The 23,764-nt window shown below is 66.4% G+C and carries 21 protein-coding genes and 3 pseudogenes; 5 read left to right on the top strand and 19 right to left on the bottom strand.

Annotation, left to right across the window (positions count from 1 at the left end; all coding sequences use genetic code 11):
* Positions 1-643 precede the first annotated feature (643 nt).
* Complete coding sequence (locus ABZV44_RS44565; protein ID WP_354851147.1) at positions 644-1,759, top strand: cytochrome P450; 1,116 nt, start codon at positions 644-646, stop codon at positions 1,757-1,759.
* Between the two features lie 259 nt (positions 1,760-2,018).
* On the opposite strand, the gene ABZV44_RS44560 is transcribed toward ABZV44_RS44565, so the two are convergent.
* The 7 genes and pseudogenes from ABZV44_RS44560 to ABZV44_RS44530 form a co-directional block, all read right to left on the bottom strand.
* Positions 2,019-4,229, bottom strand: coding sequence for a serine/threonine-protein kinase (locus ABZV44_RS44560; RefSeq protein ID WP_354851144.1), 2,211 nt, complete (start codon positions 4,227-4,229; stop codon positions 2,019-2,021).
* A gap of 26 nt (positions 4,230-4,255) precedes the next feature.
* Positions 4,256-4,513 (bottom strand): hypothetical protein, encoded by a 258-nt coding sequence (locus ABZV44_RS44555; RefSeq protein ID WP_354851188.1) that lies wholly within the window; start codon positions 4,511-4,513, stop codon positions 4,256-4,258.
* 34 nt (positions 4,514-4,547) lie between these two features.
* Positions 4,548-4,721: pseudogene (locus tag ABZV44_RS44550) on the bottom strand (ATP-dependent DNA ligase); the annotation flags it as partial.
* Positions 4,722-4,877: 156 nt separating this feature from the next.
* A complete protein-coding gene (locus ABZV44_RS44545) occupies positions 4,878-5,072 on the bottom strand; it encodes a hypothetical protein (RefSeq protein ID WP_354851141.1) in 195 nt (64 codons plus the stop codon).
* Between the two features lie 421 nt (positions 5,073-5,493).
* A complete protein-coding gene (locus ABZV44_RS44540; protein WP_354851138.1) occupies positions 5,494-6,297 on the bottom strand; it encodes an alpha/beta hydrolase in 804 nt (267 codons plus the stop codon).
* Between the two features lie 31 nt (positions 6,298-6,328).
* Positions 6,329-6,952 carry a dihydrofolate reductase family protein gene (locus ABZV44_RS44535; RefSeq protein WP_354851135.1) on the bottom strand — a complete coding sequence of 208 codons (624 nt, stop codon included), beginning with the start codon at positions 6,950-6,952 and terminating at the stop codon, positions 6,329-6,331.
* A gap of 500 nt (positions 6,953-7,452) precedes the next feature.
* Positions 7,453-8,013 carry a TetR/AcrR family transcriptional regulator gene (locus ABZV44_RS44530; RefSeq protein WP_354851132.1) on the bottom strand — a complete coding sequence of 187 codons (561 nt, stop codon included), beginning with the start codon at positions 8,011-8,013 and terminating at the stop codon, positions 7,453-7,455.
* Positions 8,014-8,114: 101 nt separating this feature from the next.
* Here ABZV44_RS44530 and ABZV44_RS44525 point away from each other — a divergent pair, with 101 nt between their 5' ends.
* On the top strand, positions 8,115-8,549 hold the full coding sequence (locus ABZV44_RS44525; RefSeq protein ID WP_354851129.1) for a DoxX family protein: 435 nt from the start codon (positions 8,115-8,117) through the stop codon (positions 8,547-8,549).
* Between the two features lie 158 nt (positions 8,550-8,707).
* Here the strand turns inward: ABZV44_RS44525 and ABZV44_RS44520 are convergent, their stop codons facing one another.
* Positions 8,708-9,193, bottom strand: coding sequence for a PaaI family thioesterase (locus ABZV44_RS44520; RefSeq protein WP_354851127.1), 486 nt, complete (start codon positions 9,191-9,193; stop codon positions 8,708-8,710).
* Positions 9,194-9,253: 60 nt separating this feature from the next.
* Here ABZV44_RS44520 and ABZV44_RS44515 point away from each other — a divergent pair.
* Positions 9,254-9,469 (top strand): annotated as a pseudogene (locus ABZV44_RS44515) (hypothetical protein); the annotation flags it as partial.
* Here the strand turns inward: ABZV44_RS44515 and ABZV44_RS44510 are convergent.
* The 10 genes from ABZV44_RS44510 to ABZV44_RS44465 all read right to left on the bottom strand — a co-directional run bounded on the left by ABZV44_RS44510 (position 9,387) and on the right by ABZV44_RS44465 (position 18,595).
* Complete coding sequence (locus tag ABZV44_RS44510; protein ID WP_354851185.1) at positions 9,387-9,863, bottom strand: DUF3303 family protein; 477 nt, start codon at positions 9,861-9,863, stop codon at positions 9,387-9,389. The pseudogene ABZV44_RS44515 and the gene ABZV44_RS44510 overlap by 83 nt on opposite strands.
* A 40-nt stretch (positions 9,864-9,903) precedes the next feature.
* On the bottom strand, positions 9,904-10,650 hold the full coding sequence (locus ABZV44_RS44505; protein ID WP_354851124.1) for a GNAT family N-acetyltransferase: 747 nt from the start codon (positions 10,648-10,650) through the stop codon (positions 9,904-9,906).
* A 328-nt stretch (positions 10,651-10,978) separates the two neighbouring features.
* Entirely contained in the window at positions 10,979-11,677 is a 699-nt protein-coding gene (locus ABZV44_RS44500) for a hypothetical protein (RefSeq protein WP_354851121.1), read from the bottom strand.
* 20 nt (positions 11,678-11,697) lie between these two features.
* Positions 11,698-13,068, bottom strand: a complete 1,371-nt coding sequence (locus tag ABZV44_RS44495; protein WP_354851118.1) for an MmgE/PrpD family protein — start codon at positions 13,066-13,068, stop codon at positions 11,698-11,700.
* Entirely contained in the window at positions 13,058-13,900 is an 843-nt protein-coding gene (locus ABZV44_RS44490; RefSeq protein ID WP_354851116.1) for a cyclase family protein, read from the bottom strand. The genes ABZV44_RS44495 and ABZV44_RS44490 overlap by 11 nt, the downstream gene beginning before the upstream one ends.
* The gene (locus ABZV44_RS44485) at positions 13,897-14,928 is read right to left on the bottom strand and encodes an ABC transporter substrate-binding protein (protein ID WP_354851113.1); all 1,032 of its coding nucleotides are present in this window, start codon (positions 14,926-14,928) and stop codon (positions 13,897-13,899) included. Before ABZV44_RS44485 ends, ABZV44_RS44490 begins: the two co-directional genes overlap by 4 nt.
* Positions 14,929-14,938: 10 nt before the next feature.
* Entirely contained in the window at positions 14,939-15,772 is an 834-nt protein-coding gene (locus ABZV44_RS44480) for an ABC transporter permease (RefSeq protein WP_354851110.1), read from the bottom strand.
* Complete coding sequence (locus ABZV44_RS44475; RefSeq protein WP_354851108.1) at positions 15,769-16,578, bottom strand: ABC transporter ATP-binding protein; 810 nt, start codon at positions 16,576-16,578, stop codon at positions 15,769-15,771. Before ABZV44_RS44475 ends, ABZV44_RS44480 begins: the two co-directional genes overlap by 4 nt.
* 2 nt (positions 16,579-16,580) lie before the next feature.
* Complete coding sequence (locus ABZV44_RS44470; protein ID WP_354851105.1) at positions 16,581-17,438, bottom strand: CoA ester lyase; 858 nt, start codon at positions 17,436-17,438, stop codon at positions 16,581-16,583.
* Positions 17,435-18,595: a CoA transferase gene (locus ABZV44_RS44465; RefSeq protein ID WP_354851103.1), complete on the bottom strand. Its 1,161-nt coding sequence runs from the start codon at positions 18,593-18,595 to the stop codon at positions 17,435-17,437. Before ABZV44_RS44465 ends, ABZV44_RS44470 begins: the two co-directional genes overlap by 4 nt.
* Positions 18,596-18,725: 130 nt before the next feature.
* Between ABZV44_RS44465 and ABZV44_RS44460 the strand changes: the two genes are divergently transcribed.
* Both ABZV44_RS44460 and ABZV44_RS44455 read left to right on the top strand, forming a co-directional pair.
* Complete coding sequence (locus ABZV44_RS44460) at positions 18,726-19,478, top strand: GntR family transcriptional regulator (protein ID WP_354851100.1); 753 nt, start codon at positions 18,726-18,728, stop codon at positions 19,476-19,478.
* A 213-nt stretch (positions 19,479-19,691) separates the two neighbouring features.
* Entirely contained in the window at positions 19,692-22,976 is a 3,285-nt protein-coding gene (locus ABZV44_RS44455) for a protein kinase (protein ID WP_354851098.1), read from the top strand.
* A gap of 213 nt (positions 22,977-23,189) precedes the next feature.
* On the opposite strand, the pseudogene ABZV44_RS44450 reads toward ABZV44_RS44455, so the two are convergent.
* A pseudogene (locus ABZV44_RS44450) lies at positions 23,190-23,669 on the bottom strand (NAD(P)-binding domain-containing protein); the annotation flags it as partial.
* Positions 23,670-23,764: the final 95 nt, after the last annotated feature.

The following is a 23,764-nucleotide window of genomic DNA, read 5'->3' as shown; positions in this document are numbered from 1 at the left end:
CGGACGGTTCTCTTCGAGGCGGCGACAGCCATCCGACAGTGGCCCGACAACGGCAGGCCACACCCGCGTGTCCGCATATCACCCGCTCCCTCAGATCAGCCGACCCAGGGAAATCCGCGCGTACGTCGCGCCGTAACAGACTGGGGCAGCGGTGGCTACACCCATGCCAGAAGTGCTGGCGCCGGGGCAGGGCGAGTCCCGGCTGGATCGGGAGAATCATTGTCTCGCCACTCTTGCTCGGTTTTGCGGCGCAGTGCTTCTTCAGCTGATACGTGACACCAACGGCGGCTATACCGGGCCGTGGTACTGAGTGCCGGTCGGGCGACTTCCAACGGATGGGAGCCGTTGGGGCGGTGTGGAACACGATCTCGCCGATTGTCGACGGCGGTGGCGCGCGTTTGGCGGTGATATCGCCTCACTTCTGGTGCAGATGGCGGGTACTCGAGTCCGGGGTCGGGTGTGAGCATGGTGGCCAAGCCCGGCAAACGGGAGAACCCTTTGTCCGGCCGCCCATTCCCGATTAGCCCCATGTGTCCGGAGAACGGTGACCGTACCGACATCACACCCCGCCGAGGCTGACGCACACCGTATTTCCCTGTATTCCGCCGAGTTCAGCGCCGACCCCCATCTCGAATACCGAAAGATGCGAGCACTTTTCGGCTCGTACGTACCGGTGGAACTCGCACCGGGAGTTCCCGCGACGCTCGTCATCGGCTACCGAGCCGGCCTGGCGATCCTCAACGATCCCGACCGCTTTACCGCCGATCCGCGAGACTGGCAGCAGACGGTCGAGGAAGACTGTCCGGCGCTTCCGGTGCTGGGCTGGCGGCCTATCCCGATGCGCAATACAGGTCACGCGCACGCCCGGCTTCGATCGGTGGTCAATGCGGCACTCGAGGACGTCGACCTGCATGCTGTGCGGAGAGCTGTCGAGCGCACCGCCGTACCGCTGATCAACGCTTTCTGCACCACGGGGACCGCGGATCTGGTCGCCGACTACGCTTCTCCACTCGTCTTTGCGGTGATCACCGACCTACTGGGGTGCCCACCCGCCATCGGCCGGAAGGCGGCCGCACAACTTGCCGCCATCGCCGACGGCGTCGACGTGCAGAAGGCCGGCCGTGCGCTCGAAGCTTCGCTGTTCGAGCTGATGAAGCTCAAACTAGCCACACCGGGGACCGATGTGGCCAGTCGTCTCCTGCACCATGGCACCGCACTCGGCGACGACGAAATCCTTCAACAGCTCCTGTTGTTCTACGGCATCGGAATGGAGCCCCTGCAGGCGCTGATCACCAACACACTGCGCCTGCTGCTCATCGATGAGCCGTTCAGCGACGACATCATCAGTGGCGCCGTATCCACTACCGACGCATTGGAACACGTGCTGTTCGCCGACCCGCCCCTGCCCAACAACTGCGTCCGCTATCCCGTGCGTCCGGCTCTGCTCGACGGAGTTCGGCTACCTGCTCACCAACCCGTGGTTGTCAGCGTGGCCGCCTGCAACAACGATCCCGAGATCACCGGCGATCGACGCAGCGGCAACCGCGCCCACCTGGCGTGGAGCGCCGGCCCGCACGCGTGCCCCGCGCGGCCGCTCGCGTATCTGATTGCGCAGTGCGCCATGGAACAACTGCTGGAGGCCCTCCCCGGGCTGGCCGTCGCGGGCACAGAACTCCGTTGGCGGCCGGGACCGATGCAGCGTGCCCTGGTCGAACTGCCGGTCGTATTCGAGCCTGCGCCACCCTTACCGACCTACTGAGCATCTCGGCAGGGCGAAATCCCTTCCTGCACAGCGGCTTGAGGGCCGGTGTCACTGGCCGGCACCTGGGGGTTGGCCCTACCTACTCCGGGGCAGCTTGTGGTGGCCCGCACTGCGGATCGCCGTCACCGGATGGGCTCGTGCGCGCCGCAGTCACCGACCTGACCTGTGAGGTGAGTCCCGGACAGCGCGACGGTTTATGCCGATGGAGTGCGGAGGAGGCGGCGCAGGGAGCAGCTGGCAGGCCGCGGCTGATTTGCTAGACCACCCGCTCGAGCGCGCGCAGGTCTGCGTGCAGCTTGCGGAACAACCAGTAGATGGCGACGAATGCGAGCCCGGAGGCCGCACACAACCCGAGAACCGAATCGCGCACGAGCGGAAGCTCCTCGGGTTCGACGGTGGTGAATCCGGCCAGCACCCCGACCAGCGGCACTGACGCCGTTACCGCGAGAAAGACCGTGGTTCTGCGACGCAGCGCGTGAAGATCGGCGGAGTCATCCGCCGTGGTGCGGCCGTGGCGCAAATAGATGGGATAAACACAGCGGACCACGTAGAACGTCGAAAGGAAGAACGTGTAGGCAACCGAGACGGTGCCCATCACCAGAACGGTCGTTACCGCATGGACCAGCATCCGCGCCGGCAGGTCGGTAAACCGGACAAGCAGCATCATCCCCGTCGCGGTCCCGAGAACCGCGAACAGAAGAGTGTTCATCGCACACAAGTCGCCCCAAAACAGTGTTCGCGACCGCACCCGCGCGAGCTTTACCTCGTCGTAGCGCCTGCCATGGCGCAAGCCGCGTGGAACCGCGAGCAGATCACGCGACATGTATACGTAGACGAGGACGGACAAGGGAAAGGCACAGAGATAGAAAATGATGACGCCCCTGACGAGCTGCAAGATGGTGGCATCGGTCAGGCGGTCGGCGAGCAGGTCATGCATGTGCACACCCCCGTAGATATGAGCCAGGTCGACGCCGACCAGCGAAGATGACCACAGGACGAGGGTGGGCCGTCGTGAAAGTCGTGCCCGCCAACTGTTCGGCGGCGGGTAGACCAGGTCACGGGCCCTGTCCTCGAGGCACAAGTCGAGCTGCTGAGCCAATTCTGTGCCGCACGAGTAGCGGTCCTCGCGGTTGGGCGACAGACACTTCAACAGCACTCGGCGCAGCGCCATCGGGCAATCGGGCGGAAGCTCCGACAGGAACTTCGGCTCGACGGGTCTGCGCCGCAGCTCGAGCATGCGGGCCAGCGATGTCTCCGACTCGCCGGCGGACGGTTCGTCCGCGAATGGGCGGCGGCCCGTGAGAAGCTCCCACAGCATGACACCCAGCGCGAAGATGTCGCTTCGAGTGTCGAGGTCGGCGGCGGTCGTCGGCAAGTCCGGATGGCAGGCCTCGAGCTGTTCGGGCGACATGTACGCCAGTGAACCGCCGAAGTACGCCAGCGGACTCGTGCCCTTGATGCGGTTGCTGGAGCTGACGTTGAAGTCGGCCAACTTGGGGATGCCCTCGGCGCTCAGCAGTACGTTCGCGGGTTTGATGTCTCGATGCAACACCCCTCGTTCGGCCGCATGCTGAAGCGCGTCCGCAAGTCGGCGGCCCAGCCAGGCGACGGTCTCCGGCCACGTCAGTGCGGCGATCCGGGTTCGAAGTCCAGATTCGGCGGGCCGAACCTCGCCCTTCTGCGCGAGTACCTCGTCGATGGCATCGAGCAGCAGTTGCCCACCGCGGTGTTCCGGGGGCCTCGCGCGCTGTAAGCGCAGCACATCGAACAGTGTTCCTCCGGGTAGGTACTGCATGTAGAGCAGCTTCAGCTCGCCATCGGCGATGAGTCGCTGGTCGTAGATGCGCACGATGTAGTCGTGGTCCAGTTGGGCGAGGGTCTGCGGCTCGATGCCGTGATTGTGGGAAATCTTGACCGCGACCAGTCGCTGCATCGATTGCTGCCGAGCGAGATACACCTGAGCGAAGGCACCGGATCCGATCCTCATCAGGAGGTCGAAATCGTCGATATGGTCGCCGACATCGATGGCGTCGAGAGCTACTTGGGCACGTGGACGAGCAATCATCGTGCTGCGGTAATCACTCGTGTGTCGTGCCGGTTCAGAGCCGGCCATGGAAGTGGCCTCAGCATGCGTGTCAGCCGCATCGGCGCCGGGGGAACCGCGCCGCATGGCGTGGAATTCCTCGTAGACCAGCTCGGCTGGCAGCGGACCATTCTGCAGCTCCGCGAATTCCGCACGATATTCGGTCAGTCGTTTGGGAAAGTGATGACGAAGCCAGCGGTATTCGAGATCGATCTTGATCAGTTCGATCAATATCGTCCGCCGATCAACCGGATCACGGGGTAGGTATGCCGACAGGTCGGGTGGGAACCCGGACGCCCAAGCCTCTGAGAACAGTGCCACGACAGTGGCAAGCGCTGTGCGGGTTCGTTCAGCTGAATCGACCAGATCGATCGGCTCGTGCATTGGCACTCGAGATCAGCCCCGAGCGATCACACGGCGGCAGCGCGCGATGCGACCTCGTACCGAAGTTGCCCCACATCAACTCCTTTCCACCAGACCTCCTGTTCAAGGGTATCGCTCCGAAACGAGCGCACGGTCAGCGTGCGCAGGTCCCGGCCGCCGAAACCCAGCAGATCGAACACGTACAAGCGCGCCGGCACCGCCCGGATCAGTGCTGGGCTCGGCCGCGCCTCGGCGGCGACCGATACGGAGAACCACCCCGTCGCAGTCCGGAGCCACCAGTTCACCGTCGAGGGTCATCTCCCACCCCGCCGCCAGCGACACCACGGCGTGGGAGATCTCGAGAAAAGCCGCGTTGAGGGAGTCGCCGTTACGGCTGACCAGGTGGCACACGCCGTCGGAAATCCATGCCAGACAGCGGATTCCGTCGTACTTCCATTCGTAGGCGTACCGGGTGTCGTCGTCGGCGGGAGCGGGCCCGGACGTGGCGAGCATCGGCGCCGGATGGCGCACCGTTCGCCGAATGCGACCCGCAAAAGATACCGAACGGTCGCATCATCGTGACGCTCCGGAATCCCATACCCCGGGCGGAAATTCGTCGGAAGGTCCGTGCTGGGAACTACCGTTGTGTGCCGATCGAGCCGGTTCTGGTCATGTGGGTGTGGGTGGCTCGGCGGCGGGGTGCATGACGGCGTGCCACCACGAGTCGAGCCGACTCGGCTCCGGCCAGCGCACCACCGGCAAATCGTCATCGGAGCCGGTGGTGATGCCGGGTGCCGTCTTGTACCACTTTCCCGGCCGGCGAGCGGGCCCGTCACCGCGTGGTTCGCGTGGGGTTGCTGTCATGGCGCACCTCCGAATCCCTGCCCGACGCCGGTCGCACCGGGCGGGCTGGATTCTCAACTCGCGGCGGCGGTGTACGCCGAGGTCGACCACGCGCGAGGAATGCCACGAAGGCCCAGGGCAATGCCGAGGGGTCTACGCCACCGCAGAGGGGGCCGACCTGCACCAGCCTAGGCATTCAAGGTCAACGGCAGGCTACGTCCGAGCCAATTCCCGGCGTCTACACCCAACGATCGAACATGGCGGCGCGTTCGGAAAACGATCGCCAAACTGTCCCGAACCGCGCTATACCCGGCGGGAAGCTCAGATGTTCGATCGGTCTCGAGGCGTTCGGCATGGTTACGCCGGTGTGGCACAGCAGCTCTGGGACTTCCTCGCCCTTGACCCAAATCGTCACGCGGATAAATGAGCACCGCGCTCCTGCTCAGCCGAAGAAGTCGAGCAGCACCGGCTCGAGCAGTTCGGGCTGGGCGAGGATTTCGTGATCGGCACCGGGCAGGACTACCCGGCGTGCGCTCGGGATGGCGGCGGCCAAGGCCTGGTTCGCGGTCTGGATCCACGGCCAGGTCTGATCACCGTTGATGACCAGAGCCGGGATGGTGATCGTGGCGTAGCGGTCGGACTGCAAACGCATCTGGGGACCGGATACGGCAACGTCGTAGGGCAGGCTGTTGGCCTGGGCGCGCAGGAATTCCCACACCGGTGCGTTACGCATTCCGGCCACTATCGGCGCCGGCACCTCGACCTGCTCGGTGAGGAACAGTTCGGCCGCGCCGTCGTAGTCGCCGCGAGCAAGGCGGGCGACGAGCCGATCGAAGACGTCGGCCGGCGGTTCCGCGCGGTTGCCGTCGACCACCGCGGGCATCTCGTACACGGCGACCTTGTCGATCGGCAGCCCGCGTAGCACGCCTTCCAAAGCCAGAGCGGCACCGGACGAATGACCGAACACGTGCGCGGCGCCGCCCACATGCTTGATCACGGCGGCTAGATCGTCGATTTCGGATTGGACGGCGAAGTCGCCACGGACATCGGTGCTACCGCCACGGCCGCGGCGGTCGTAGCTGACCGCGGTGACGTGCGGGGCCAGGGTCGAGGCGAGCGCGGCAACGGTCGAGCGGTCGTTGAACGCGCCGCCGATGAGGATCACCGGTGTGCCGGAGCCGATGGTTTCCACGGCGATCGTGCTGCCGTCGGTGGAATCGACAGCGCTCAGGACGGGGCTGGTCATGGAACTCGTGCCTTTCGATAGTTGGTCGTGGTCAGGCGGCGGTGGGGAACCGGAAGCCGAGGTGGGTGACGGCGGGTGAATCGAGAACGTGGAATCGGTCCAACTCGATCGCGGTGTCGGGCAGTTGCTCGAACAGCCGGGTGCCCTGCCCGAGCAACACCGGCGCAATGTGCACGTGCATCTCGTTGAGCAGCCCCTCGGCGATCGCTTGCTGCACGATCGTCGCGCCGCCGCTGATATGCACGTTCCGGTCACCACAGGCGGCCTTCGCGCGCTTGATCGCCTCCGCCGGGCCGTCGGTGACGAAATGGAAAGTCGTGCCGCCCTTGCGGATCAGCGGTTCGCGCTCGCGATGGGTGACGACGAACACGGGTGCGTGGAACGGTGGGGACTCGCCCCACGGCTCCTCCCCGGAGTCGAACATCCTGCGCCCCATCACATACGCGCCGGCCTGCTCGAACATCTCCTTGAGCAGTGCGTTGTCGGCGCCCTGCAATCCGCCGTCGAACCCCCCGCGCTCACGCCACGCCTGGTGCGCGACAGCCCATTCGGTGATCCGAAAGAACCCCTTGTCCAGGTAGGGCGGCTGCTGCGCGGCGAGCCCACAGATGTAGCCATCCAGTGAGACCGTCATATCGGTGCGAACGTTGGGCATGTCATCTCCTCGATGTGTTCCGGGATGCCACTCGAGTACTCCTCGAACGGGCTGCGGAGGTTTCGACATCGGGAACGACCCGGGCGGCGAATTGTGACTCAGCTCATATCCCCTCGGCCGTGTCCGGCCTGGTGGTGGCGCTACGCGGCAGCAGCTTCAGCCGGGTCGCATACTCGCCGCGCTGGTATCGGGATCCAAACGGGGCCAGCCCTGCGGTGCCCAGTTGGATGGCCCTGGCGATCACCCTCGGCTGCGCGGCCGGGATTTACCTGCTGTGGCAGATCCGGCCCCCGCGCCACCTGGCCGCGCCCGAGCCCCCGCCGGCGCCGCTCGCGGAGCCGCACGGCCCTTCCGCGTGTGGCGGCGAGGACCCGACGACGAGGCCGTGGGGCGTACTCGAAGCGGCGGTGTACCGCGCCGAACCAGCTGCGACCGAACTGCCATGCGGCGCCGAAACCACTGCCAGTTCAACCGCGACAGGGATTTCAGAGGTGTCGGCTCTACTTGAGTTCGACAGCGGCGACCATGCGGCGGGCCAGTTCCTCGGGATCCTCACCGCCGAGTTCCGACTCGATGAGCGTTCCAGCGCGCCATAGCGCGGCGAAGCCGTGAACCAGGGACCATGCTGCCAGCTGCGCCGCCTTCTGATCTGCCACCGGACCATCCAATTCGTCGACGCCGGTGCGCAATTCACGACCCGACCCTGCATTGGCTGCGATCAGACGCTCGTCGTCGGTATCGAGAAGGTCGCGGCGGAACATGATATCGAAATGACCGGGGTAGCGGCGGGCGAAGCGGATGTAGGCGACGGCCATCTCCCCGAAATCGCCTGCGGCGCAGTGCAGTTCCTGCGCGAGCAAGCCGTAGCCCTCGATGGCCAGCTCGGTGAACAAGCCCTGACGGTTGCCGAAATGGTGGGCGGGAGCGGCGTGGGAGACGCCCGCGCGCTGAGCCAGGGCCCGCAGGGAGATCGAGTCGATCCCTTCGGTCGCTATCTGATCGGCGGCGGCGGTGAGCAGCGTGGTCTTCAGGTCGCCGTGGTGGTACGCGCTCTTGGGCATGTCTCGATGATCATCGACAATCTTGTCGTTGACAAGTTATGCGACCCTGCCTAATCTAGCCACTGTCAAGTTTCTCTCGGCCATCGCTTCAGGAGCCCGTCATGGCGCCGATCATCGCATTCCTCATCGTCACCTCCGTGACTCGCTTCGCGGGCTGGCTGGGCCTGGCCGGCTGGCTCGACTCGTGGCCACACGCTGCCCGAATCGGCCTGGCCGCCATGTTCCTCCTCAGCGCCAGCGCCCACTTCCTACAGCCACGTCGCGACGCTCTGATCGCTATGGTCCCCCCACTGTTCCGCAACGCGCCCGCGATGGTTTCACTGACCGGCGTACTCGAAATCGCCGGCGCCACCGGCCTTTTGATTCCGTTCTTCGCACCGGCGGCCGCGATCTGCCTGGCAGTGCTCCTGGTCGTGATGTTCCCTGCCAATGTCCGTGCCGCACGGACCGGCGAGGGCATCCACACCATGCCGTTGCCGCTACGAACCCTCGTGCAGGTCGTATTCATCGGTGCCTGTGTACTCGCGGTCTTCTGATCTCTCACAGTGGTCGCGGATCAGGTGGTCCTTCCAACTGCGCACCGGCGCTGGGCATCCAATCATTCGTCTGCTCGACTGGACGGTATGAGTGTCCACTGAGGTGGACGAGGGTGATTGCGCCGCAACTGAATCCGCTCCTTTTCGACGGCCCGAGATCAACGCCCCTGCGAGCGCTCACCCTCCAGTGTCGTCACGATGCTGACGACAGTGGCAACCGGTTTACCGTCGCTTCGGGTGATATCGCATTGGTAGTGGGTGATGGTGCGCCCGGAGTGTGTCGGATACGCGTGCGCACGCAGTGTGTCACGCCAGACGGGGCGCAGGAAGACTGCGCGCAGGTCGATGCTCGTGAACGATTCACCGGGCCCGACCACAGTGGAATGCGCCGTGCCGATGGCCGCGTCCGCCAGCTCGGTGAGCAGCCCGCCGTGTACTGTCCCCTGCTGGTTGCCGTGCACGGCCGGATCTGTGTCCATCTCAACGACCGCGCGACCCGCGAGGACCGCCTTCAGACGAATGCCGAGCGTGCGGGAAATCGCTGTCGGATAACGAAATTGGCAAGTTTGATCGTCGGTCAGGGTGCCTGCCAGCTGGGCGTGCAGGTAGTCCAGGACCGGCAGTTCGGTCGGCGAGATCGTCATGGCCGTGACGCTAGAACCGACAGGATAGGACGATCAAGAAATTGTCCTACGTACAGTCGGATGGCCGGGCCGCCATGGGGCGACACCGGCAATGGACGGTCAGCGGGAGCTGGCCGGAAGTCGAGTGCGCTCGGTCCGGCTCTCGACCGCCTCGGCATTGCCATCAACCTGTTGTCGTCCCGTCTCGAAAGTCTCACCGAAGCTGGTGTCCTGCAACGCATCCCATATCAGGAGCCCGGCGCTCGGCAACGCTACGAATACCGTCGCACCGAACGTGGCCTGGATCTGCGGCCAACCCTGGTGGCACTGCTGGAATGGGGCGACAAATATCTCGCCGACCCCGAAGGCCCGTCCGTTGTGGTCCGCCACCACTCCCCTGGTATCGAGCACAACTGCGATGAGCGGGTCCATGTCGTGCTGGAATGCGCGGCGGGACATACACATCTGCCGCCGACCGCAATCCACCGCACCGCCGGCCCCGGCGCTTGGTCACCGGGACCACGTGGAAGGCGATGAGATCGTGCCAGCACTCGAACCAGGCATCGAGCACAGCAGGATCCTCGGACTTCATAAGCTGATAACACCTGAGGACCTGTGCCCGCGGGGGTAGTACGCGCGGTCGTAGCTCCGGGCGGCGAGTTCTCGGAAGCCGTCGATGTCGGTGTGACACCAGGACGCCCAGATGGCTTCTCTTCGAGTGGAAGCCTGGCCTACAGCACGACTACGGTCAACGACGTGTCAGCCAGTTGGAAACCGAGTTCCTCGTAGATGCGACGCGCCGGATTCGCATCGCTCACAACGAGAGAGACTTCGGTCAGCCCGTCGGCCGCGGCAACGCTGAGCGCTCGACGAAGCAGATCGGCGCCAAGGCCCGCGTAGCGTGCCCCAGGCCGGCGAAATACCTCAGCGATCCATGGCAAACCATCGCGGTCGGTGATGATCACGCCAGCGACTACGCGGTCGGTGTCGTCCACCACCAAGGCACTGCACGGAAGAACCGGACCGAGGATGGAGCCCGCCAGCAGAGGTGCCAGGCGCTCGTTCACTGCGTCTTCGTCGCTACCCGAGTGATGGTCGGGGTGGCCCGCTGGAAAAGCGGCTCGCCATGCTGGGAACAGTGCATCAGCAGCGCGGTCGCAAGGAACCACGCGGAATCTGTTTCCGAGGACACGTGATGACCAGTCGGCGGGTGGCGGATATGCGATCAAATCTCTTCGCATTTCGTGGGCGTGTCGTATCACCCTGGCGCCACGGCGCAGCAGTTGCTCACCGAGCTCCACGGATCCCGATACTGCCCATCCGGACATGTCGGAGACGATGGTATCCACGGGGTCAGGGCCGACTACTTCGGCGAGGTCCGCCCATGGGTGCCCCTCGCGAACACCACGCACGTAGGTCAAGACCGGCATACCACGCGCATCCAACAGGGTCTGGCGCTGCTCGTCGTTCTCAGACATTATTTCGTCCTCGATAGATCGTGTGTAATCGGTACTGACATCGTGCTTCCTCTCCCGATCCACTCTCTTGGAAGTGGACTGCCGCACTCAACTGTTCAGCAGTCCGCAACTGCGGCGGTGGCTATTTCCGCGAGGTCCAGGTGGCAGGATGCTGGCCGTCATGGGAGCCTTCGTCATCACGGTTCTGGTGATCGTCTCGATGATCGTCGTCCGGATTTACGCGCCGCATCCGAGGGATCGCGAAGAGCTCCGGCGGGTCACCCTGCGTCTCCGGAATGCGGTCACCGATTGGGACGCGTCCCGTGGCCGAGAGCGAGCCCGCGCGCGGTCATTTCGCCGGAGTGGGCGGTGGTTGGTTGATGGTGGTGAAGTACTGGCCCGCGGCCAGGATCGCGACCGGCGCTGTGACCAGGAGCTGGCCAGCGATCGTGCCGAGGGCGCCGATGGCCAGGATGCCGCCGAGGCAGCCGAGCGCGGCGGCGGGGAGAAAGCCACCGAACAAGCCCACGATGGCGGCCGATGCGACTGTGGCCCCGGCGATTCCCCCGACGAGGCAGCCGACTGCGGCTCCGCCCAGGCCGCCGACCAGGGTGCCGATGGTCGCGCCCATGGTGATGGTGCTCGTCATGCGCGACCAGGCGGCTTGCTCCCGGTCGTAGGCGTTCTTCCAGGGTGCCTGGTCCTCGAAGGGCAGGGCGACGGGAGCGTAGCGGGCGTACCGCAGGTCGAGCTGCGGAGTAAGTGTGGCGGTGCGGCCTGCGATGTCGGCTGCGACGGGAAAGACGAAATCGTCTATGCGGAAGGATAATTCGGTTCCTGCCAGGACAGTGCCGTCGGCTGCCTCGATCTTGAAGAGTCCGTCTTCGGCGACCATCGATCCCGCGTCGGTGGTGATCACGGTCGAGTGCTCGGTCGTGGTGGCGGTGTAGGCGATCGTGTCGTGATCGGGTGGTGCGGCGGTCACCGAGCCGGCACCCAGGGCCGTGGCCGCGACGAGCAACGTTGATGCCGTGGCTATTTTCCTCATCAGGTGTTCCTTTTCTATCGTCAGCCGAGCTGCTCGGCGAGGGTGGACAGGGCGGCGACACAGGCCGTGTCGTCGCCGGTGATGGTGTCCTGCAGGGCATTCCAGAGCGTCGTGGTGGCCGCCCCGAGCCGGGGCGTGACGCAGTCGTCGAATTTCGTGCGCAGTTCGCGTGGTGAGAGCGGGTTGTCGGGACCACCGCGGCCGGTGTCGATCTCGACCCGGTACTGTCCTCCGGCGCTGTCGGTGCCGACGGCCCTGCTCATCACCCGGTCCGGGAAGGCCGCCGTGGCGTCCGGGTCGGCTTCGAAGCGGACTCGCGCGGCGGCAGCGAGAACGGCGTCGCCGGGCCGATTCTCGCCGTCGAAGTCGGCCAGTCCGACCCCGAGGCCAGAGCCGCCGAGCAGGGCGATCGCGACAACCACCGGGCCGGAGAACCGGGCGGCGTAGGCCGTGGGTGGAGCGTATTTGGCGGTTTCAGGGAAGGCGATGGTCCGCAGCACCGGCCCGGCCACCCCGATGCGCAGGGTGGCCCCGGGTTCGAGGCGAAATCCCCGCTGCCGCAACTGCAGTGCGGCGTCGATCGACGAGTGGGTGAAGCCGTTGGTGGGATACGGTTTCGTGGTCACCGACCGCACGCGCCACGCCCCGGCCGATTCCGGCGGCCCGCCCACGTTGACTTCGCTGCCGAGGAACGCATGCAGGAACCCGAAGCGGCCTTCGAGTGCAGTCGGCGGGGCGGTCGCGCCTGCGGCGGCCAAATCGGTCGCGAGAATGCCTGCGGCGGCGGCGAATCCGGCGTGCATGGGTTTGGTCTGGCCGCCGGTGCGGTTGCCTTCGAGAATCCCGCCGGACAGGGAGGCCGCCGCACCGATGGCGTGGGCGAGCTGTTCGGGTGGTAGCCCGCGCAGCAGGCCGGCTGTTACCGCCGCCCCGATCGGCGTGCACACCGCCGTCGGATGGAAGCCGCGCTCGAACAGCACCGAATTTCCTTCCGCCACAGCAGTTTCACCCAGCCAGAGACTCACCTGCTCCCCTGCCGCGATGGCACGCAGCAGCTCTCGCGCACCCGGCCGCGGCAGTTCGCGCGCAACAGCGATGGCCGTCGGCACGATCACACAAGACGGATGGACCAGCGACGGCGTCTGGGCATTGTCGTAGTCCAGTGCGTGCGCGGCAGTACCCAGCACCAAGGCGAAACGACCGGCATCGCTGCGATTCCGGGTCGCACGCCGCATGGATTCGACCGGCGCCTCCCCCAGTCCGGCCACGGCGACGGCGACCGTGTCGACCAGATGCTCACTGGCGGCGGTCAAGGCCGCATCCGGCACCTCGGATTTCGTGTAGGCGGCGTACGCCCAGTCGGCGACCGCCCGGGACAGCTCAGCGGACACCGGCGGCCTCCCCGGGAATCAGCGCCAGCGGCCGGATAGGCGATCCGGTGGCACCGGTGATCCGCAGTGGCACAGCCACATACAGCACTTCGCGCACGCCCGCGGCGGCCAGTTCCTCGAAGGTCAGCACCTCCATGATGTGCACGCCGCGTTCCACGAGCAGCACCCCGTGCGCCGGCAGCGCCGCGTGTCCGACGCCGGGCCGGATCTGGTCGGTGGCGATGGTGTCACTGCACACCGCGCGAACCCCGGTATCCGCGAGATATTCCGCGGCCTCGGCGGTAATGCCCGGGACACCGGTCTCATGGCCGACGTAGGCGGCCGGATCGTGGTAGAGCTGCGGCCAGCCAGTACGAATGAGCGCGACCTCATCCGCTCCGGGCGCGGTGTCGCCGAAGGCCGCGCGCAAATGCTCGGCGGTGATGCCGAAGCCGGGTTCGAGCCGGGGCACTCCGAGCAGTTTCGGGATATCGGCGAGCACGCCCCGGCACAGGAACGGTCGCACGGTGTCCACGCCGTGCACCGTGAACGCGCCGCCGACACTGGCCGCATGTGCATCCACGCCGCCGAACATCTGACCGTCGATGGCCGCATGGCACAACGCGTCCAGGTGCGTGCCGACATGTCCGCCGGTGACGATGAGCTCGTTGGCCCCCGAGCCGCCCTGGGCGTTCACGCGGTCACCGTGGCGGCGCAGCAGCGCCATCCGGAAGCCCGGGTGGCTGGGCGAGCAGGGCATGCCGTTCTCGAGCGGCTGTCCCAGCTCGATGGTGCGCAGACCGCCGAGCAGGGCCTGCAGTGCGGTGAGGGAATCGGTTGCGGGGGTGGTCATTTCAGTTCCTCCGAGAAGCGGGTGTCGTAGGCCTTGGTGGCGTCGACGCTGGACTTGTTCAACACGGCGGCGACGAATCGGGCCGCCTTATCGGCCTCGGCGGGGTCGATGGCCGCCGTGGGCGGGGTCGCCTTCACAATCGGCTCCCAGCTCAGGGTGAACTGCGGGTCGGTCATCTCCGGGAACCGGGGCCGCAGCAGCGCCGCTGCCGGATCGGGCTGCCCATGGATGAACGCGTCCGCCTGGTTCAGAGCGCGGGCGAAGCACCGCATCACCGCCTCCTTGCGGCCCATGGTCGCCGTGGACGTGGCGGCCACGCCGTAGAGCAGACCGTCCAGGTCGGGTGCGATGCCGGAGGCCAGGCGCAGCATGACTCGGCCGTCGCCGCGCTCGGCGGCCACCAACGAGGACGGCGGACCTATGATGTAGGCGTCGACCGAGCCATTGGCGAAAGCCGCCACCGTCTCCGCCGCACCGCCCGCTGCGACGATCTTCACGTCGGAGTCCGGGTTCATGCCCGCGTGCCGCAGCAGGTATCGCAGCGTCTGGTCGGCTCCGGATCCAGCCGAGGTGACGGCCACTCGCAGTCCGCGCAGCGCGCGCACGGCGGTGTCGAGATCGGCGTTCGCGGGTGGCGCGTAGCGATTCTTCACACCGATATCGGCGGTGTTCCGGTCGGCGGTCGACGCGAAAGCCACCAGCGGCGCGCCCTTTTCGGCGGCGCTGAGGATGGCCGCAAAGGTGGTCAGCGCGACGTCGACGCTGCCACCCGCCAGCGCCTGGATGGCCTCGGATCCGCCGCCCATTTCGACGGTTTCGACCTTCAGGCCCTGGCTTTCGAAGTAGCCCTTGTCCTGGGCGACGTACAGGGCCGCGTATTGCAGGTTGTTCGCAGTGGATTGTCCGATTTTCACGGTCTGCCCGGCGCAGTCGGTGACGGTGGGCCCGCGCCCGGCGCAGCCCGCGACCGCGGATCCGGTCAGTGCCAGCGCGGCCACGACGGCCGCGATTCGGGTTCTGGTTGACATGGCTGATCTCTCATTTCCACCGGGAGCTCAGGCTCTCGGCGCGGCTGACCGCGATATTCAGCAGCAGTGCGACCACCACCAGTACGGCGATGGCGGCGAAGGTGCCCGCGGTGTCGAAGGTGTTGGCGGAGGTCTTGAGCAGATGCCCGAGACCCTCGTTGGAGGCGGTGATCTCCGAGACCACCGCGCCGAGCAGCGAGTACGGCACGGCCAGCCGCAGTCCGGTCAGGATCCATGACATGGTGTGCGGCAGAATCACTTTGGTCAGCCGCTGCCGCCCGTTGGCACCCAGGACGGTGACGACGCCGAGCAGTTCGGCATCCGCGTCGCGGGCCCCGGCGAAGGTGTTGTAAAAGACCAGGAAGAAGCACACCAGGGCCGTCATCACGACCTTGGCCTGCAGGCCGATGCCGAACCAGAGGATGAACAGCGGCGCGAGCGCCAGTTTCGGCAGGCTGTTGAGCGCGATGATGAACGGGTTGAGTACGTCGCCGAGGAATCGGATACGGCCCAACAGGAATCCGGCCACAATCCCCGCCGCGGAGCCCAGGAGCAAGCCGATGGCCATGGCGAGCAAGGTGGCCCGGGCATTGCCGGCGAGGGTGCCGTCGCGAGTCCATTCCAGCAGCCGTTCCCCGATGGCCAAGGGCGAGGAGACCCAAAACGGATCGACCACCGGCCCCGACAGGCCCTGCCAGGTGCCCAGGACCGCGACGACGATCAGGATCCGGGCGGTGTACACCACCAGGCGGTAGGTCAGTCGCTTGCGACGGTAGCGCGCGTCGGATGCGGCGTCGGCGCTCGGCGCGGACGCGATGGTTCGAGCGGCTGCGAGAGTGCTCATGCCGGTACTCCCGTTTCGACCTCGGGGCTCAAGGCTGCCCAGAGGGTTTCGTGCAGGCGCGCGTATTCCGGGTCGAATCGTGCGGTGCGGACGTCGCGCGGGCGTGGCAGCGTCACAGGCTCGTCGAGCAGGACCCGGCTGGGTCGCGCGCTCATCACCAGGACCCGGTCGCCGAGCGCGATCGCCTCGCCCAGATCGTGGGTGATGAACAGCACCGTGGCCTCGGTCCGGGCCCGCAGCCCGAGCAGTTCACCCTGGAGCACGGTGCGCAGTTGGCTGTCGAGCGCGCCGAATGGTTCGTCGGCGAGGATGACTTCCGGCTCGTACACCAGCGTGCGGGCGAGGGTAACGCGTTTGCGCATGCCGCCCGAGAGCTGACGCGGATAGGCGTCCCCGAAGCCGGCCAGGCCGACCAGGTCGAGCACTTCATCTGTGCGCCTGTCGGTTTCGTCCTTCCCGACGCCGCGCAACTCCAGGGGCAGGCGCACGTTGGCGCGCACGGTGCGCCAGGGCAGCAGATTGTCCTTCTGGGTGACGTAGCCGACGCGGGTATTGGCTCCCGCCACCAGTTTTCCGTCGTAGCGGACCTGGCCGCGACTGGGTTCGAGCAGGCCCGCGACCATATTGAGCAGCGTGGACTTGCCGCAGCCGCTGGGGCCGACGACACAGCAGAACTGTCCCCGCGGAATCGACAGCGACAGTCCGTCGATGGCCCGGAAGGAGCGTCCGGCCTCCCGGAATGTCATGGCAACATCGGTGAATTCGATCAATGCCGGAGAACGGTCCGGCTCGGGGTGGTCACTCATGGTCACGACCTTGTGCTCTGGAGTGGTGGATACGGTTCGGCCCATTCGAGGGTCAGCCGCGCTGCGGCGACGACCGGCTGGTCGACGAAGGTGCCATCGCCCAGGGCGAATCCGCCCGATTGGGCGTCCGCCGCGGCGACGATGCGCCGCGCCTGGTCGATCTCGGCGGGCGTGGGTTGGAATGCCTCGGCGATGACGGGCAGTTGGGCGGGATGGATGGCCGAGCGGCCGCGCATACCCAACCGGCGACCACGCAGACAGGACTCACGCAGTCCCGCAGCATCTTTCACGTTTCCGAAGACAGCCATCCCCGGTGCCGGCAACTGCGCGGCCGCAGCGGCCACGACGATTCGGCTGCGTGCCCAGCCCAGCCCTTCTTCCTCGAAGGTGCCGAGCTCGGCCTGCAGATCTCCCTCCCCCAACGAGATCGCGGTGACGCCGGGTGCCGAGGCGATGCGGTAGGCGTTCTCGACGCCTATAGCGGTTTCGATCAGGCAGTGGAATCCGGACTGCGATCCCCCCGCGCGGGAGATGCGAGCGGCAGCTTCGATATCGGCGGGCGATTCGACCAGCGGCAGCCGGATGCCGTCGAGTGCAGGTGAGCCCGCGATGGCGTCGAGATCACGCCGACCCGTCTCGGTGTGGACATTGTTGATCCGCACGTGAATTCGTGTTTCCCGCGCCTGGAGATCGGCCGCCGCGAGGAATTCGGCTACGCTCGCGCGGGCCTGGGTCTTGCGCGATTCGGCGACCGCGTCCTGCAGGTCCAGCACTACCACCGCCGCGCCGGAGGCCATGGCCTTGACCATCCGGTCGGGCCGGTCGCCGGGGACATACAGCCAGGTGCCCGGGTATCTCATGCCACCACACCGGCTTCGCGCCAGGTGCGGATCTGCTCGTCGGAGAAGCCGAGCGAGCCCAGCACCGCGTCGGTGTCCGCGCCCGGCGCCCGTCCGGCCCAGCGGATCGCACCCGGGGTCTGGGAAAGCCGGAACAGCACATTCTGCATGGCCACCGTGCCGAGTTCGGGATCAGGCAGTCGCACAATGGTTTCCAACGCCTTGTACTGTGGGTCGCCGAAGATGTCGGCGATGTCGTAGACCGGGGAGATCGCGGCCTGGGCCTCGGTGAAGGCCTGGATCACCGCCGCGGCGTCGCGGTCGGCGATCCAGGCGGCCACCGCGCCATCGACCTCGTCGACGTGCTGGACGCGGCCGTACCCGCTGGCGAACCACGGCTGCTCCACCAGATCCGGGCGGCCCACCAGGGTCATCACGCGTTCGGCGATGGACTGAGCGCTGGTCGACACCGCCAGCCAGCGGCCGTCGCGGGTGCGGTAGATATTGCGGGGGGCATTGTTGTCCGACCGGTTCCCGGTGCGGCGCGGCACCGTGCCGAGCGCATCGTAGGTGGTGATCTGCGCGCCCAGCATCATGAGAATGGGTTCGATGATGGCCAGGTCCACCACCTGGCCCCGGCCGGTGCTCTCCCGCTGAGCCAGCGCCACCATGATAGCGAAAGCCGTTGCCAGCCCCGCAATTCCGTCGGCGAGTGCCAGCGGCGGCAGGGTCGGCGGCCCGTCGGGCTCGCCGGTCATGGCGGCGAATCCGCTCATGGCCTCGGCCAGGGTGCCGAATCCGGGCTCGTGCGAGCGCGGCCCGAACTGGCCGAAGGCGGTGACTCGTGAGATCACCAGCCTCGGATTGATCTCATGCAGCACCTCCGGTCCGAGGTTCCAACGCTCCAGGGTGCCGGGCCGGAAGTTCTCGATCAGGACATCGGCGTCGGCGAGCAGGGCTCGCGCGATGGCCTGCCCCTCCGCCGCCGACAGGTCCACCCCGATCGGACGCTTGTTGCGGCCCAACTGTTTCCAGACCAGGCCCACCCCATTCTTGCTCGCACCGTGGCCTCGGCTGGGATCGCCGCGACGCGGGTGTTCGATCTTGACGACGTCGGCACCGAAGTCCGCCAGCATCGTTGCCGCCAGTGGCCCGGCGAACAGGGTCGCCGCGTCCACCACCTTCAGTTTCCGTGACTCAGGACACATCATGTCGCTAACTTATAAGTTATAAGATGAACCGTCAAGGGGTCGCCGCGGGCACTACGATCAGGACAGACAGCGGCTTGAGAACAGGAGGCTCGATTCGATGGCACGGCGCAGCGCGAACGCCACAACCGGAACGGCGTCAACCGCCACCGGGTCCACCGGACCCGACATGACCTACGCCACCGTCAAGCCCCCCGGCAGCCGCGCGGGCTACGTGCAGGAGGTGTTGCGGTCGGAAATACTCAGCGGCACAATGCCTCCCGGCACGCCGATCCTGCAGGACAAGGTCGCCGAGCGGCTCGGCGTCTCCATCACCCCGGTGCGCGAGGCCCTGCGCAATCTCGAATCGGTCGGATTGGTCGTCTACGAACCGAATTTCGGCGCCAAGGTCGCCGAACACGCCGCCGGTGACATGGAAGAGCTCTACCTGCTGCGCGCCACCGTCGAGGGCCTAGCGGCCCGCCTGGCGGCTACCTCCATCTCCCCCGCCGAGCTGGCCCGCCTCCACGACATCCACCGGGAACTGCGAGCCGCACTGCAACTCGGCGACGCCGGCCGCATGTCCGCCGCCAGTCGCGAGTTCCACGCCCAGATCGCCCGCACCGGGGGCCGCTCCATCATCGCCCGCCACCTGCAATGGATCTGGGAAAGCCACCCCATCCCCATCGAGCAATCGGTCTGGTCGAACCCGAAAGTCGCCGAGCAGGCGGTGGAATCGCACGCCCGGCTGATTGCCTTACTCGAAGCCGGGGACGCTGCAGGCGCCGAAGAACATATGGTGCAACAGGTCCGGCTCGCAGCTTCAGCCCGCCTGGCCTCAATGCACCAGCGCGCGAACCGGGCAGCACTCTGAGGACCGAGCGACGAACCGCGATCCCGGCGTGAGTTCGGTAGGGCGATCGTTGCGAGACCGGGATGCGCTCCTCACACGCCCAACTCGCCCACGCTGCCGGTCCGACGAGCTTCTTGGCAACCAAAACGCCCCGCTCCGGGAATGGGCGATTGCAAGTACAGATACACCTGGTGGGCGGCGTAGTCTCTTGCTGGGGTGGGTTGCGAGCGACTGATGGTGGACTCTGATCCATTGAAGACGCAACGTGATCTCGGTGCTGATGTGGTCACGGAGTTGAGTGCTGTCGGGTTGGAGGATGCGGAGGAGATCGGGCGGGGCGGTTTCGGCGTTGTGTACCGCTGCATCCAGCGCGGGCTGGATCGCACCGTGGCGGTCAAGGTGCTGACCGGCGAGCTCGAGGAGAACCGGGAGCGTTTCTTTCGTGAGCAACGGGCGATGGGCCGGTTGACGGGCCACCCGAACATCGTCGAGGTGCTCGAGGTCGGCGAAACCGAGACCGGTCGGCCGTATCTGGTGATGCCGTATCACCCGCAGGATTCGCTGGGCGCGCGGATCCGCCGCGATGGCCCGGTATCGGTGGAGGAAGTACTCCACCTGGGGGTCAAGATGGCGGGTGCGTTGGAAACGGCGCATTGTGCGGATGTTCTGCACCGGGACGTCAAGCCGGCGAACATTCTGCTCACCGACTACGGTGAGCCGGCCTTGACGGACTTCGGTATTGCTCATCTTGCTGGGGGTTTCCGGACGGCGACCGGTGCGGTTTCTGGTTCTCCGGCGTTCACCGCACCCGAGGTGCTCAGCGGGGATTCACCCAGCAACGGCTCGGATGTATATGGACTGGGTGCCACCTTGTTCTGTGCGCTGACCGGTCACGCGGCGTTCGAGCGCCGCAGCGGTGAACGGGTGGTGGCGCAGTTTCTGCGGATCACGACCCAGCCGGTTCCGGACCTGCGCGAGCGTGGAGTGCCAGACGACCTGTGTGCGGTCATCGAGGCGGCGATGTCTCGTGAGGCCCGAGACCGCCCCTCGGCCGCAGAGTTCGGCGCGCAGCTGCAGCGGATCCAACAAGCGCACGGTTACGGGGTCGATCTGATGGCGCTGCGGACCGACCCGGGCGGCGAGCGAGCATCGGCGGCGACGGCGGTACCTGCAGGGGGGACCAACGTACCCAACCGCAGCGGCGCTGGGCTGCGCCGGGATGCGGGGCACTTGCCGCGGGAGTTGACCAGTTTTGTGGATCGGCGTACCCAGGTGGCGGAAGTCAAGAACCTGCTGTCAACATCGTGTCTGGTCACGCTGACCGGGATCGGTGGGGTTGGTAAGTCCCGGCTGGCGCTACGGGTGGCCCATAAATTGCAACGGAATATCGCCGACGGCGTCTGGCTGGTCGAGTTGGGTGAGTTGCGCGATTCGTCGTTGCTGGTCGATGTCATAGCCGGCGCCTTCGGTGTGCGCCAGCAGGTTGGCAGACCGATGCTCGAGGTGCTGGTGGAATTCCTGTCCACCCGCGAGGTGTTGTTGGTGCTCGACAACTGCGAGCACGTGATCGAGGCGGTCGCGCAACTGGTCGAGTGGCTACTGCGGGCGTGCCCGCAGCTGCGGATTTTGGCCACGAGTCGCGAGGCCGTCGGCATCGGCGGGGAATCGGTGCTGCCAGTACCGCCGCTACAGTTCCCGGACCTGGGAAGCGGGCCATCCCTGCGCCAAGCGGCCGGCTACGACGCGGTGACGCTGTTCGCGGAGCGAGCCGCCGCGGCGGTGCAAGGATTCCAGCTGTCCGAGGACAACCAGGTCAGCGTGGCCAGGATCTGCGCCCGGCTCGACGGGTTGCCGTTGGCGATCGAGCTGGCGGCGGCGCGGCTGCGCACGATGTCGGCCGAGCAGATCCTGGTGAGATTAACCGACCGGTTTGCCATGTTGACCCGCGGCAGTCGGGGTGCACCGACACGCCAGCAAACGCTGGCGTGGTGCATCGGCTGGAGCTATGACCTGTGCACACCGGCCGAACAGCGATTGTGGGGTCGGCTGTCGGTATTCGCTGGAAGTTTCGAGCTCGATGCCGCCGAGGACGTGTGCGGCAGCGACCAGAGCGAGCCGGAGTTCCTCGATGCGTTATCCGCGCTGGTCGACAAGTCAATCCTGATCCGTGAGGAATCAGGTGCCGCAGTGCGCTTCCGGCAGCTCGAGACCGTGCAGGAATACGGCAAGCAGAAGATCGAGCAGGCCGGCGAGTACGCAGAACTGTGCCGGCGTCACCGGGACTGGTACGAGCGGCTAGCACTCGAAGCAGAGGCGGACTGGATCAGTCCGCGCCAGCTCGACTGGATCGCCCGGATCGCGCGTGAACTACCGAACCTGCGAAAGGCGATGGAGCTCAGCCGAACTCAGGCGGACGCAGCCGGATTGCGCACCGCCGCCGCCCTACATAGTTTCTGGGCTGCGGGTGGACGATTCAGCGAGGGACGCCGCTGGTGCGACCGCACGCTTGCCAGTGCATCCGACGCCGCGGCGGCGGACCGAGCCAAGGCCCTCTGCACGAGCAGCGTGTTCGCCACGCATCTGGGGGACCTTCCGGCCGCAACCGGGCGCGTGGCCGAACTTCGCGCCCTTGCCGAGCAGACGTCCGACCAGACGATTGCTGCCCTGCTCGCCTACACCGACGGGTACACGGCTCTCAGCAGTGGCGATCTGGCTCGCGCGGGCACCCAGTTGAACGACGCTGTCGACGCATTCAGCGCCCGCGGTGAGATCCTGTTCCAATTGAAGGCACTGAATCTACTTGGCTGGACTTATATATTGCAGCGGGATATGCCAGATGTCATCGCCTGCCTCGGGAAAGCACTAACCGTCTCGAATTCCCACGGCGACACGTATTTTCGGACGCTGGCCCTGCGGACCATGGCATTCGCCGTCTGGCAGATGGGTGACCGCGAGCGGGCGGAGCAGCTATTCGACGAGGCTCTTCGGTTGGCTCGACGGGTGGCCGATCCATACGTCACCGGTCATGCTCTAGAGATACTGGCCTGGATCGCGGCCGAGAAGCACGATGCTCGGCGCGCGGCCATGCTGTTGGGCGCCGCGCACGGGCTCCTTCACTCGGTCGGCGACTCCGGCATCACGCAGTCTCCCCAATTGCTTTCCTACCGTGAGGAATGCGAGCGCCGCAGCCGCGACGTACTCGGCAGGCGAGGATTCGAGTCCACCCACCAGGAGGGTGCCGCGATGAGTTTCGAGGCGGCCGTCGACTTCGCGCTGGGTGAGCATCATCGAGCCGAGACACCAGCGGATCGCGAAGCGGCGAGTTTGACCAAGCGGGAGCGCCAAATAGCCGACCTCGTCGCTGAGGGGTTGACCAACAAGGCAATCGCTAGCCGGCTGGTGATTTCGCAGCGCACCGTAGCAGGGCACGTCGAGCACATCCTCGCCAAACTGGGATTCACCTCTCGTGCGCAGATCGCAGCCTGGGTTGCCGAACATCCTCGCGACAAACTCGTATAAGCGAACCGAGAGCTGCCTGTCACAACTTGTCGACCATGTGTCGCCGCACCATTCTTCGGTATCCCCGGGCCGAGCGTCGTCATGAGACGGGGTGGTTGAACGCCCGCACCACGGCCGCCATGTCGAGATGTCCGATACCGAGGGAGATCGCATGCTCGCCGCCAGTTTGGTATTCAGCGCGGCGGGAACCGGACCACAGTCAATGACGTTGTGGTACACCGGTTCCAGCAGGCGTGCCACCCGCGCCGTGTCCGCCGGGGGCACCGGCGAGCAGGCCGACAGCTTGCCCGCCTCGGCCACCGGACGCGACCCAGAGGCCGGGGCTTCGACATAGCGGCCCCCTGCCCGGATAACGTCAAGTCCGAGATCCTGTGAGTGCCTGGGTGCGGTGGTGCCCAGGGCCACGATCGTTCGATCGCGGACGCGCGCCGCGTAAAGATCGGTGCCTCGGCCTAGCATTGAGTCCGCAGCCGGGCCATTGGCCAGCATCAGGAACACCAGGTGAGAACGGGCGAAGACCTCGTCGACGCTGTCAGCGACATGAGCGCCCTGGCTCCGCAGCAGGTCCGGCGGTGTGCGGTTCCACACCGACAGCCCGAGGCCCGAGCGAATCAGACGAGTCGCGTTGGGGCGTCCCATGATTCCGAGTCCGATGAATCCAATGGTCTCCGGGGATTCGTCGATGAAGCCCATCTACAGCGCCTTGAGTTCCTCGGTGACCGCGCCGACGGACTTCTTGGCGTCGCCGAAGAGCATGGAGGTGTGGTCGGCGTAGAACAGCGGGTTGT

This window comes from Nocardia sp. NPDC004860 (assembly GCF_040609015.1).
Classification (GTDB): Bacteria; Actinomycetota; Actinomycetes; order Mycobacteriales; family Mycobacteriaceae; genus Nocardia.
Note: the sequence above shows the minus strand (reverse complement) of the source record. Positions and strands in the feature narration are given on the sequence as shown.

Bases quoted from the DNA above. Each gene is read 5' to 3' on its own strand.
- ABZV44_RS44565 (WP_354851147.1), top strand. From the start codon at position 644: ATGCGAGCACTTTTCGGCTCGTACGTACCGGTGGAACTCGCACCGGGA.
- ABZV44_RS44560 (WP_354851144.1), bottom strand. From the start codon at position 4,229: ATGCACGAGCCGATCGATCTGGTCGATTCAGCTGAACGAACCCGCACA.
- ABZV44_RS44545 (WP_354851141.1), bottom strand. From the start codon at position 5,072: ATGACAGCAACCCCACGCGAACCACGCGGTGACGGGCCCGCTCGCCGG.
- ABZV44_RS44540 (WP_354851138.1), bottom strand. From the start codon at position 6,297: ATGACCAGCCCCGTCCTGAGCGCTGTCGATTCCACCGACGGCAGCACG.
- ABZV44_RS44535 (WP_354851135.1), bottom strand. From the start codon at position 6,952: ATGCCCAACGTTCGCACCGATATGACGGTCTCACTGGATGGCTACATC.
- ABZV44_RS44530 (WP_354851132.1), bottom strand. From the start codon at position 8,013: ATGCCCAAGAGCGCGTACCACCACGGCGACCTGAAGACCACGCTGCTC.
- ABZV44_RS44525 (WP_354851129.1), top strand. From the start codon at position 8,115: ATGGCGCCGATCATCGCATTCCTCATCGTCACCTCCGTGACTCGCTTC.
- ABZV44_RS44520 (WP_354851127.1), bottom strand. From the start codon at position 9,193: ATGACGATCTCGCCGACCGAACTGCCGGTCCTGGACTACCTGCACGCC.
- ABZV44_RS44505 (WP_354851124.1), bottom strand. From the start codon at position 10,650: ATGTCTGAGAACGACGAGCAGCGCCAGACCCTGTTGGATGCGCGTGGT.
- ABZV44_RS44500 (WP_354851121.1), bottom strand. From the start codon at position 11,677: ATGAGGAAAATAGCCACGGCATCAACGTTGCTCGTCGCGGCCACGGCC.
- ABZV44_RS44490 (WP_354851116.1), bottom strand. From the start codon at position 13,900: ATGACCACCCCCGCAACCGATTCCCTCACCGCACTGCAGGCCCTGCTC.
- ABZV44_RS44485 (WP_354851113.1), bottom strand. From the start codon at position 14,928: ATGTCAACCAGAACCCGAATCGCGGCCGTCGTGGCCGCGCTGGCACTG.
- ABZV44_RS44480 (WP_354851110.1), bottom strand. From the start codon at position 15,772: ATGAGCACTCTCGCAGCCGCTCGAACCATCGCGTCCGCGCCGAGCGCC.
- ABZV44_RS44475 (WP_354851108.1), bottom strand. From the start codon at position 16,578: ATGAGTGACCACCCCGAGCCGGACCGTTCTCCGGCATTGATCGAATTC.
- ABZV44_RS44470 (WP_354851105.1), bottom strand. From the start codon at position 17,438: ATGAGATACCCGGGCACCTGGCTGTATGTCCCCGGCGACCGGCCCGAC.
- ABZV44_RS44460 (WP_354851100.1), top strand. From the start codon at position 18,726: ATGGCACGGCGCAGCGCGAACGCCACAACCGGAACGGCGTCAACCGCC.
- ABZV44_RS44455 (WP_354851098.1), top strand. From the start codon at position 19,692: ATGGTGGACTCTGATCCATTGAAGACGCAACGTGATCTCGGTGCTGAT.